Origin of the sequence: Streptomyces milbemycinicus (genome assembly GCF_002154605.1) — a bacterium.
Taxonomy (GTDB): Bacteria; Actinomycetota; Actinomycetes; order Streptomycetales; family Streptomycetaceae; genus Streptomyces; species Streptomyces milbemycinicus.
Window position 1 is genome coordinate 1 of record NZ_MUNE01000013.1, and the last position, 9,720, is coordinate 9,720.

Here is a 9,720-nt window from a genome sequence, read left to right on the forward strand (position 1 = left end):
GTCAGCGCTGGTACAGCGCCTCGATCTCGCCGGCGAAGTCCTTGACCACCACGCTCCGCTTGAGCTTCAGCGACGGCGTGACATGCCCGGAGTCCTCGGTGAACTGCGTGGTCAGAATCCGGAACTTGCGCACCGACTCCGCCCTGGAGACCGCCGCGTTCCCGTCGTCCACCGCGCGCTGGATCTCGGCCAGCAGCTCGGGGTCCTCCCGCAGATCGGCCACCGTGGCGTCGGCCGGCTTGCCGTGCTCGGCGAGCCAGCGCGGCAGGAACTCCTGGTCGACGGTGATCAGCGCGCCGACGAAGGGGCGGCCGTCGCCGACCACCATGCACTCGGCGATCAGGGCGTGGGCCCTGATCCGGTCCTCGATCACCGCCGGGGCGACGTTCTTGCCGCCCGCGGTGATGATGATCTCCTTCTTGCGGCCGGTGATGGTGAGATAGCCGTCCTCGTCGAGGGTGCCCACATCGCCGGTGTGGAACCAGCCGTCGGACAGCGCCTCCGCCGTCCCCGCCTCGTTGTTCCAGTAGCCGCTGAACAGGTGGTCGCCGTGGAGCAGCACCTCGCCGTCGTCCGCGATCCGGACCACCGTGCCCGGCATCGGCTGGCCGACCGTGCCGAGCTTCTGCCGGTCCCACGGGTTGAAGGTGGTCGCCGCGCAGGACTCCGTCAGGCCGTACCCTTCGAGCACCGTGAAGCCGATACCCCGGTAGAAGTGGCCGAGCCGGGCGCCCAGCGGGGCGCCGCCGGAGATCGCGTGGGTGGCCCGGCCGCCCAGGACGGCGCGCAGCTTGCTGTAGACCAGCCGGTCGAAGACCTTGTGCTTGAGCTTGAGTCCGAAGGACGGCCCGGCGGGGGTGTCCAGCGCCTCGCTGTAGGCGATGGCGGTCGCGGCGGCCTTGTCGAAGATCTTGCCCTTGCCGTCGGCCTGGGCCTTCGCCCGCGCCCCGTTGTAGACCTTCTCGAAGACGCGCGGCACGCCCAGCACCAACGTCGGCCGGAAGGAGGCCAGTTCGTCGGTGAGCGTCTTGATGTCCGCGACATGCCCGAGCCTGATCGGCGCCAGCACCGCCGCGATCTCCACCAGCCGCCCGAGAACATGCGCCTCGGGAATGAAGAGCAGCACCGACGATTCGCCGGTCACGAAGATCGGCTTGAGGCGGGCCACGACATTGCCGCATTCGGCGAAGAAGCTGCGATGGGAGAGCACACAGCCCTTGGGACGGCCGGTGGTGCCCGAGGTGTAGACGATCGTGGCCGGGGAGTCGGCGTTCGCGATGGCGCTGCGCTCGTCGACCACCTCGTCCCCGATGTCCGCGCCCAGCTTCCGCAGGGTCTCGACCGCCCCGCCGCCCTCGATCCGCCACAGGCTCTTCAGCGCGGGCAGGGTGTCCCGTACGGACTCCACGGCGGCCTCGTGCGCGGCGGACTCCACCACACAGGCGACCGCGCCCGAGTCGCCGAGGATCCACTGGATCTGTTCGGCCGAACTCGTCTCGTAGACCGGCACCGTGACCGCGCCCGCGCTCCAGATGGCGAAGTCCAGGAGCGTCCACTCGTAGCGGGTGCGCGACATCAGCCCCACCCGGTCGCCGGGCTCGACCCCGGAGGCGATCAGGCCCTTGGCCACAGCCCGCACCTCGGCGAGGAATTCGGTGGCGGTGACGTCCTGCCACTCCCCGCCGACTTTCCGGGCGACCACCGCGACATCGGGGTGGTGGGCGGCGTTGCGCCGGATGAGGTCGGTCAGATTCCCGTCGGCCGGAACCTCGTACAGGGCCGGAAGGCTGAACTCGCGCAAGACTGCTGCTCCTCGTCGGGCGCCGGCGCCGCTACGGGCAATCCCCGCGGGCAAGGGGGGATGGTGGACTGCCCGGACGTTACCGATGGGTATGGCATCTGGGATAGGGGGTCCTCCCAGATGTTTGATGCGTCACACCCCGTTCTCGTATGCGTCGCAGACTAGTCGACCCCGCCGGGGACCCGGAAGTAACAGCAGGTGGCGGCGGGGCGGTGAGGGCCCGCGCCTGACGGCCCGAGGCCGCAGGACTTAGGCTGACCTGCATGCGAGTTCACGTGGTCAGCGACGTGCACGGCAACAGCCGGGATCTGAAGCGGGCGGGCGAGGGCGCGGACGCCCTGATCTGCCTCGGGGACCTGGTGCTCTTCCTCGACTACGCCGATCACTCCCGCGGCATCTTCCCCGACCTGTTCGGCGTCGAGAACGCCGACCGCATCGTGGAACTGCGCACCGCCCGCCGGTTCGAGGAGGCCCGTGAATTCGGCAACCGGCTGTGGGACGGGGTGGACCGCAACGCCGCCATAGAGTCCGCGGTGCGCCGGCAGTACGCCGAGCTCTTCGCGGCCTTTCCCACCCCCACCTACGCCACCTTCGGCAATGTCGACATACCGAGGCTGTGGCCCGAGTACGCCGGGTCCGGTATCACCGTCCTCGACGGTGAGCGGGTCGAGATCGGCGGCCGGGTCTTCGGCTTCGTCGGCGGCGGGCTGCGCACCCAGATGCGCACACCGTACGAGATCGACGACGAGGTCTACGCCGCGAAGATCGCCGCGCTCGGCGAGGTCGACGTGTTGTGCACCCATATCCCGCCCGACGTCCCCGAGCTGTGCTACGACACCGTCGCCCGCCGCTTCGAACGCGGCAGCGCCGCTCTCCTCGACGCCATCCGCGAGGTGCGGCCCAAGTACGCGTTCTTCGGCCATGTCCACCAGCCGCTCGCCCGCCGGATGCGCGTCGGCGCCACCGAGTGTGTCAACGTCGGACACTTCGCCTCGACCGGCACCCCCTGGACCCTGGAGTGGTAAGCCGCGCGCGGTAGCCTTCAGCGGCAGAGACCCAGGCGGCGGATCAGCGGACCAACACCGAAGGAACCACGGCGATGGCGGAACACACCAGCTCGAGCATCACGATCGAGGCGGCACCGGCCGACGTGATGGAGGTGATCGCCGACTTCGACCGTTACCCGGAGTGGTCCGGAGAGGTGAAGGAGGCCGACGTCCTCACCAAGGACGACCGGGGGCGCGCCGAGAAGGTGCGGATGCTGCTCGACGCCGGGGCGATCAAGGACGACTACACCCTCGAATACACCTGGACAGGTGACAACCAGGTCAGCTGGTCCCTGGTCAAGTCCCAGATGCTGCGCTCCCTCGACGGCTCGTACCTGCTGGCCCCGGTCGACAGCGGCAAGCGCACCGAGGTCACCTACCAGCTCACCGTCGACGTCAAGATCCCGATGCTCGGCATGATCAAGCGCAAGGCCGAGAAGGTCATCATCGACCGCGCGCTGGCCGGTCTGAAGAAGCGGGTGGAGAGCGCCGCCTAGGCCCGACCGGGCCCCCGGGCCCGGCCCCGCCCGGCGCGGGCGCGACTGCGAGCGCCACTGATCCCGCTACGGTCGGGAAGCCCGTCCCAGCCCCACCCTGCCCGGAGGCTCCTTTTCATGCGTACGGTCCTCGTCACCGGTACCGGCGGCGCGGGCCGCACCACCGTCGCCGCCGCGACCGCGCTCGCCGCCGCCCGCGAGGGACGGCGCGCCCTGCTGCTCACGGCCGACCGCGACGGCACCCCGGAGGCGCTGCTCGGCCTCCCCACGCCCCGGCCCGCCACCGCCACGTCGGCCGAGCGGCTGCCGTGGTCCCCGCCGGTCGAGGCCGCCCCCGGCATGTGGGCCGCGCGCATCGCCGCCGACGACTGGTTCCGCGGCGAGCTGACCTCCCTCCAGGAACGGGGGAGCGGCGCGCTGGACATGCTCGGCGCCACTCCGCTGGACCCCGAGGAGCTGACGGGCCTGCCGGGCACGGAGGCCTTCGCGGTGCTGCGCGCGCTGCGCGCCGTCCACGACGCGGACCCTGCCGCCGCCGGGTGGGACGTTCTGGTCGTCGACATGCCGCCCGCCCCCGATACGGTCGCGGTCCTCGCGCTGCCCGAGCAGCTGCGCCGCTATCTGCGCCGGCTGCTGCCCGCCGAGCGGCAGGCGGCGCGCGCCCTGCGGCCGATGCTGGCGCAGCTCGCCGGGGTGCCGATGCCCGCCCAGAAGCTGTACGAGACGGCCGGGCGCTGGGAGCGCGAACTGGCCGCTGTGCAGGCGCTGATCGAGTCCGAGGCCACCACCGTACGGCTGGTGGTGGACCCGGGACCGCTCGCCGACCGGGCGCTGCGCACCGCGCGCGCCGGGCTCGCGCTGTACGGCTGCCGCGTGGAGGCCGTGGTCGCCAACCGGCTGCTGCCCACCGGCACCGCCGACCCCTGGCTCGCGGCGCTGTCCGGGCAGCAGCAGGCGGCGCTCAAGGAGCTGCACGGGGAGTGGGCGCCCGACGTCCCCGTCCGCGAACTGCCCCACCTGGGCCGCGACCCGCTGGAGGCGAACAGCCCGCGGGACCCCGACGCCCCGCAGGACTCCGCCGGCCCGGGGGGTGTGCCCCAGGCGGGCGGGCTCGCCGCCCTCGTCGCGCCGGTCGGCGCCCCCGAGCCGCGCCCCGACCGCCCGGCCGCCGAGCCGTGGACGGTCGAGGACCGCCTCGCCGACGAGGGGGAGCTGGTGTGGCGGCTGCCGCTGCCCGGCGCCGACCGCGACGCCCTCGGCCTCGTGCGCCGCGGCGATGAACTGATCGTCACCGTCGGCCCGTTTCACCGGGTGCTGCCGCTGCCGTCCGCCCTGCGCCGCTGCACCGTGTCCGGCGCCGGGCTGCGCGACGGCCGCCTCCACGTCCGCTTCGCCCCGGACCCCGAGCTGTGGCCGAGGAGCCTGTGACGGCTGTGACGGAGGCGCCCCTCGCCCCTTACGTCCTCTCCTCATTCCGGTAACGTCGGGAGCAAGCCCGGATGAACACCCCCGGGCCGTCAGTCCCTCCGCCGCAGGAGCCCGCCATGAGCGACGCCACCGAGCGCCCCGCCGAAACTCCCCTCACCGGCGATGCCCCGGTCACCGACGTACCGGTCACCGACATCGACCCCGACGCCTGGGAGCGGGCCTGTGCCGAGGACCTTGCCGCGGAGCGGGCCCGCCGCCGGGCCCGCGAGAGTGGCCATGAGCCGGGCAGCGCAGCCGAGGAGCTGCGCAAACTGGCCGAGGCCATCGCCGACAGGCTGGCCGGGGCCCAGGCGCCGCTGGCCGGGACGGCCGTGCAGGGCGCCGTACAACACTTGATCGCACAGGCGAAGGCCGCTGTCGAACCGGTCATCGAACGGAACCCTGAGGTCTTCGATCATCTCGCCACCGCCGGCACCGAGCTCCTTGCCGCTTATCGGGCCGCCGTCCAGGGTCAGGAGCAGCGCTGGACGCGTGGCGACGACGGCGGCGCCACCGAGGCCGACGACCGCGCCGATAAGCCCGCCGACAAACCCGCCGACAAGGCAGACAAGGGCAACGAGTCTTCGAGTAGTGAACACATCGACCTCGACTGAGCCCCACCTCCGGTACCGTTGTCCTCGGCGGGGTTCGACCAAATAACTGAGGGACACATGGGACTCACCATCGGCGTCGACATCGGCGGCACGAAGATCGCAGCTGGCGTGGTCGACGAAGAGGGCTCGATTCTCGAGACGTGCAAGGTATCGACCCCGCAGACTCCCGAGGGGGTCGTCGACGCCATCGCCGGCGCGGTGCGTGAGGTCAGCACCGGCCATGACATCGAGGCCGTCGGCATCGGCGCCGCCGGTTACGTGGACGACAAGCGCGCCACGGTGCTCTTCGCGCCCAACATCAACTGGCGTCATGAAGCGCTCAAGGACAAGGTCGAGCAGCGCGTGGGCCTCCCCGTCGTCGTCGAGAACGACGCGAACGCCGCGGCGTGGGGCGAGTACCGCTTCGGCGCCGGCCAGGGCCATGACGACGTCGTGTGCATCACACTCGGCACCGGCCTCGGCGGCGGCATCATCATCGGCGGCAAGCTGCACCGCGGCCGCTTCGGCGTGGCCGCCGAGTTCGGCCATATCCGCGTGGTCCCTGACGGGCTGCTGTGCGGCTGCGGCAGCCAGGGCTGCTGGGAGCAGTACGCCTCCGGCCGCGCCCTGGTCCGCTACGCCAAGCAGCGCGCCAACGCCACCCCGGAGAGCGCCGAGGTGCTGCTCGGCCTCGGCGACGGCACCCCCGAGGGCATCCAGGGCAAGCACATCAGCGACGCCGCCCGCCAGGGCGACCCGGTCGCCATCGACTCCTTCCGCGAACTGGCCCGCTGGGCCGGCGCCGGCCTCGCCGACCTGGCCTCGCTCTTCGACCCCTCGGCGTTCATCGTCGGCGGCGGCGTCTCGGACGAGGGCGATCTGGTCCTCGAGCCGATCCGCAAGTCCTTCCGCCGCTGGCTGGTCGGCAATCAGTGGCGTCCGCACGCCCAGGTGCTCGCCGCCCAGCTCGGCGGCAAGGCCGGGCTCGTCGGCGCCGCCGACCTGGCCCGCCAGGGCTGACGGGGACGGGGGGACGACACATGGTGCTCGCGGACCTGCCGGCATCGGCCACCGCCCAGGACGCGGCGGTGGTGCGGGTGCTCAGCTACAACATCCGCTCGATGCGCGACGACCGCGAGGCGCTGGTCCGGGTGGTCCGGGCCTGCGCCCCCGACGTGCTGTGCGTCCAGGAGGCGCCGCGCTTCTTCCGCTGGCGCAAGGCCGCCTCCTGGCTGGCCCGCGAGACCGGCCTCGTCCACACCACCGGCGGCGCCACCGCCACCGGCCCGATGCTGCTGACCTCGCTGCGCGCCCATGTGGAGCGGACCGAGGACATCCTGCTGCCCCACGTCCCGGGCCTGCACCGGCGCGGTCTGGCCACCGCCGTGCTGCGCTTCGGGGGCGGGCACCGGGGTGACAACGGCATCAGGCTCGGCGTGGTCAGCTGCCATCTGAGCCTGGCCGAGGCCGAGCGCTACGACCAGGCGGGGATGGTCCTGGACCAGCTGGCCCGGCTCGACGTCCCGTACACCGTCCTGGCCGGTGACATCAACGATCCGCCCGAGGGCCGCGCCTTCCGCCGGCTGGCCGGACCGCTGCGCGACGCCTGGGCGACCGAGCCCTGGGGGAGCGAGCTGACGTATCCGCCGGGGCAGCCGCGTGAGCGTATCGACGCGCTGTTCGCGACCGAGGGCGTGGAGATCCTCGGCTGCGGGGTGCCGGCCGGGCTGCCCGGGGTCACCGAGGCGGATCTGCGGGCGGCCTCGGACCATCTCCCGGTCCTCGCGGCCCTCAGGCTCCCCCGTGTTTCCTCCGCCGTGCCCGCCGGTTCGACGGGCAAGGGGCTCCTGGCCTGAGGCCGGGGGCTCCTTGCCCGCACCGAAGGAGCTTGGGCCCGGGGGCCGCCGCGCCGGGGTCAGACGACCGCGCCGCGCCCCGGGTCCTCGTCCTCTTCCTCGTCGTCGCCCTTCATCCGCAGCACCAGCGTGGTGAAGCCGCCCAGGAAGCCGCCCACCCCGAGCGTGCTGATCCACCAGGTCAGCTCCACCTGGAACAGCACCACGCCGAGGAGCAGCAGCGGGCCGCCCAGGACGCCCAGCCAGGCGAAGCGGGTGGTGGTGTCGGTCTCGGGGAGCGGGGGCGGCTCGGGCGGGACGAAGTGGCCCTCGTCGGTCTCGTCGAAGTCGTCGTCGGACGGCTCGGCGGGCTCCCAGTCGCGCGGGCCGACGCCCGGCGCGTACACGATGAAGCTGCCCAGCGGCTTATCGGGCTTGGCCACGTCCACCGGACCGGCCCCCGCAGCCGGGCTGCCTTTGCCGCGCCCTTCGTCCCCGTCGGCCCCGTCGTCCGCATCCGCCGCGTCAGCCGTGTCGTCCGCGCCGTGCGCGCGCTGCGCGTCGGCCGGGAGATCTTCGGCCTCGGGCCACGGCGCCGGGCCCTCCGGGTCCCGGGTCTCCTTGTCGTACGCCGCGACGATCTCGGCGAACGCGGCGTCGTCGTCCCGCGCGCCTGCCTCGTTCTCGTTCGGGTCACGCTCCGCCACTGGCCGCCGCCCCCTCCTTCCCGAGTCGCATATCCGTCCCGGGGTCCGCATCCCCGCTGTCCTGATCGATACCCCGCGCCAGCCTGCTGATGAACGCATGGGTCTCGGCGAAGATGAGCTCCGCGTCGTGGTCCAGCGTCGCCACGTGGTAGCTGCGCTCCAGCACCAGCTCGGTGACATCCCGGGAGGAGACCCGGCTCAGGATGCGCGCCGAGTCGACCGGCGGCACCACATGGTCCTGCGCACTGTGCATCAGCAGCAGCGGCTGGGTCACCCGTGGCAGCTCGCCGTCCACTTCCTGGAGCAGCCGGCGCAGCTGGTACGCGCCGTTCAGCGGCACCCGGTCATAGCCCGACTCCGGCGTGCCCGGCTTCGCGATATCGCTCACGATGCCCTTGACGGAGGGGACCAGATGGCGCAGCACCGGCAGCGCCGGGGCCGCCCGGTCGTGCATCTTGTGGGCCGGGTTGACCAGGGCGATCCCGCTGACCCGCGCCCCGTGCCTGGCGGCCAGCCGCAGGGCGAGCGCGCCGCCCATGGACAGCCCGCAGACGAACACGTGCCGGCACCGCGCGGCGAGCCCGTACAGCTCCCGGTCCACCTCGGCGTACCAGTCCTCCCGGCTGGTGATCGCAAGCTCCTGCCAGCGGGTGCCGTGGCCGGGCAGCAGCGGCAGCGAGACCGTCAGGCCCTGCCGCGCAAGGTGCTCGGCCCAGGGGCGGACCGATTGGGGTGAGCCGGTGAAGCCATGACAGACGAGGACGCCGATCTCTCCGCCGTCGTGGCGGAACGGCTGGGCCCCGGGGAGGAGCGGCACCGCGGATCTCCGTTCGGTGTAACGGGCAGTCGGTGTAACAGGCAGTCGCATAACGGGGCCGGGCGGCCCGGGATCTCAGCGTACGCGGCGCGCCGGACAGGGGGTAGGCACGTTAAGGTCTCCTCGTCGGGTACAGGTCGGATACAGGCGAGGTCCTCGGTTGTTCTACGGCACCATGAAGCTGTTGGTCGGCGGGGCGTTGAAGCTTGCCTTCCGGCCCTGGGTGGAGGGGCTGGAGAACATCCCCGCCGAGGGGCCGGCCATTCTCGCCAGCAACCATCTGTCGTTCTCCGACTCCTTCTTCTTCCCCGCGATGCTCGACCGCAAGGTCACCTTCATCGCCAAGCAGGAGTACTTCACCACCCCGGGTGTGAAGGGCAAGCTGACCGCCGCGTTCTTCAAGGGCGTCGGGCAGCTGCCGGTGGACCGCTCGGGCGGGCGCGGTGCGAGCGAGGCCGCGATCAAGAGCGGTATCGAGGTGCTGGAGCGCGGTGAGCTGTTCGGCATCTACCCGGAGGGCACGCGTTCGCCGGACGGGCGGCTGTACCGCGGCAAGCCGGGCGGTCTGGCGCGGGTGGCGCTGGCGACCGGCGCCCCGGTGATCCCGGTCGCGATGATCGACACCGAGAAGATCCAGCCACCGGGCAAGGTCATGCCCAAGCTGATGCGGCCGGGCATCCGGATCGGCAAGCCGCTGGACTTCAGCCGCTACCACGGCATGGACAACGACCGCTTCATCCTGCGCTCGGTGACCGACGAGGTCATGTACGAGATCATGAAGCTGTCCGGGCAGGAGTACGTCGACATCTACGCGACCGTCGCCAAGCGGCAGATCGCGGACGCCGAGGCGGCCCGTAAGCGCGAGGGCAAGAGCGCGGAGGGCGCGGCCGACGACAAGTCGGGGGACGACAAGCCCGGGGACCAGGGCGGGGATCAGGGCGGGGACAAGGCCGGCGC

General features: G+C 72.2%; 10 protein-coding genes. 7 read left to right on the forward strand and 3 right to left on the reverse strand.

What is annotated here, in order from left to right:
* Position 1 precedes the first annotated feature (1 nt).
* Positions 2–1,801 (reverse strand): AMP-dependent synthetase/ligase, encoded by a 1,800-nt coding sequence (locus CCN51_RS00985; RefSeq protein WP_014180401.1) that lies wholly within the window; start codon positions 1,799–1,801, stop codon positions 2–4.
* A gap of 263 nt (positions 1,802–2,064) precedes the next feature.
* Between CCN51_RS00985 and CCN51_RS00990 the strand changes: the two genes are divergently transcribed.
* The 6 genes from CCN51_RS00990 to CCN51_RS01015 all read left to right on the forward strand — a co-directional run bounded on the left by CCN51_RS00990 (position 2,065) and on the right by CCN51_RS01015 (position 7,260).
* Positions 2,065–2,826 carry a metallophosphoesterase family protein gene (locus tag CCN51_RS00990; RefSeq protein ID WP_078610688.1) on the forward strand — a complete coding sequence of 254 codons (762 nt, stop codon included), beginning with the start codon at positions 2,065–2,067 and terminating at the stop codon, positions 2,824–2,826.
* Between the two features lie 74 nt (positions 2,827–2,900).
* Positions 2,901–3,344: an SRPBCC family protein gene (locus CCN51_RS00995; RefSeq protein WP_014180403.1), complete on the forward strand. Its 444-nt coding sequence runs from the start codon at positions 2,901–2,903 to the stop codon at positions 3,342–3,344.
* Between the two features lie 117 nt (positions 3,345–3,461).
* Positions 3,462–4,772: an ArsA family ATPase gene (locus CCN51_RS01000; protein WP_014180404.1), complete on the forward strand. Its 1,311-nt coding sequence runs from the start codon at positions 3,462–3,464 to the stop codon at positions 4,770–4,772.
* A 116-nt stretch (positions 4,773–4,888) separates the two neighbouring features.
* Positions 4,889–5,425, forward strand: coding sequence for a DUF5304 domain-containing protein (locus CCN51_RS01005; RefSeq protein ID WP_014180405.1), 537 nt, complete (start codon positions 4,889–4,891; stop codon positions 5,423–5,425).
* 57 nt (positions 5,426–5,482) lie between these two features.
* A complete protein-coding gene (locus tag CCN51_RS01010) occupies positions 5,483–6,424 on the forward strand; it encodes an ROK family glucokinase (protein ID WP_014180406.1) in 942 nt (313 codons plus the stop codon).
* Positions 6,425–6,444: 20 nt separating this feature from the next.
* Positions 6,445–7,260 carry an endonuclease/exonuclease/phosphatase family protein gene (locus CCN51_RS01015; RefSeq protein ID WP_014180407.1) on the forward strand — a complete coding sequence of 272 codons (816 nt, stop codon included), beginning with the start codon at positions 6,445–6,447 and terminating at the stop codon, positions 7,258–7,260.
* Between the two features lie 59 nt (positions 7,261–7,319).
* Here CCN51_RS01015 and CCN51_RS01020 read toward each other — a convergent pair whose 3' ends face one another.
* On the reverse strand, positions 7,320–7,946 hold the full coding sequence (locus tag CCN51_RS01020; protein ID WP_014180408.1) for a hypothetical protein: 627 nt from the start codon (positions 7,944–7,946) through the stop codon (positions 7,320–7,322).
* On the reverse strand, positions 7,933–8,763 hold the full coding sequence (locus tag CCN51_RS01025; protein WP_014180409.1) for an alpha/beta hydrolase: 831 nt from the start codon (positions 8,761–8,763) through the stop codon (positions 7,933–7,935). Before CCN51_RS01025 ends, CCN51_RS01020 begins: the two co-directional genes overlap by 14 nt.
* A 175-nt stretch (positions 8,764–8,938) precedes the next feature.
* On the opposite strand from CCN51_RS01025, the gene CCN51_RS01030 reads away from it, so the two are divergent.
* Positions 8,939–9,720: lysophospholipid acyltransferase family protein (locus tag CCN51_RS01030; RefSeq protein WP_043491926.1), on the forward strand; the 782-nt coding region annotated here is incomplete at its 3' end.

Coding starts and splice junctions, on each gene's coding strand:
- CCN51_RS00990 (WP_078610688.1), top strand. CDS start 2,065: ATGCGAGTTCACGTGGTCAGCGACGTGCACGGCAACAGCCGGGATCTG.
- CCN51_RS00995 (WP_014180403.1), top strand. CDS start 2,901: ATGGCGGAACACACCAGCTCGAGCATCACGATCGAGGCGGCACCGGCC.
- CCN51_RS01000 (WP_014180404.1), top strand. CDS start 3,462: ATGCGTACGGTCCTCGTCACCGGTACCGGCGGCGCGGGCCGCACCACC.
- CCN51_RS01005 (WP_014180405.1), top strand. CDS start 4,889: ATGAGCGACGCCACCGAGCGCCCCGCCGAAACTCCCCTCACCGGCGAT.
- CCN51_RS01010 (WP_014180406.1), top strand. CDS start 5,483: ATGGGACTCACCATCGGCGTCGACATCGGCGGCACGAAGATCGCAGCT.
- CCN51_RS01015 (WP_014180407.1), top strand. CDS start 6,445: ATGGTGCTCGCGGACCTGCCGGCATCGGCCACCGCCCAGGACGCGGCG.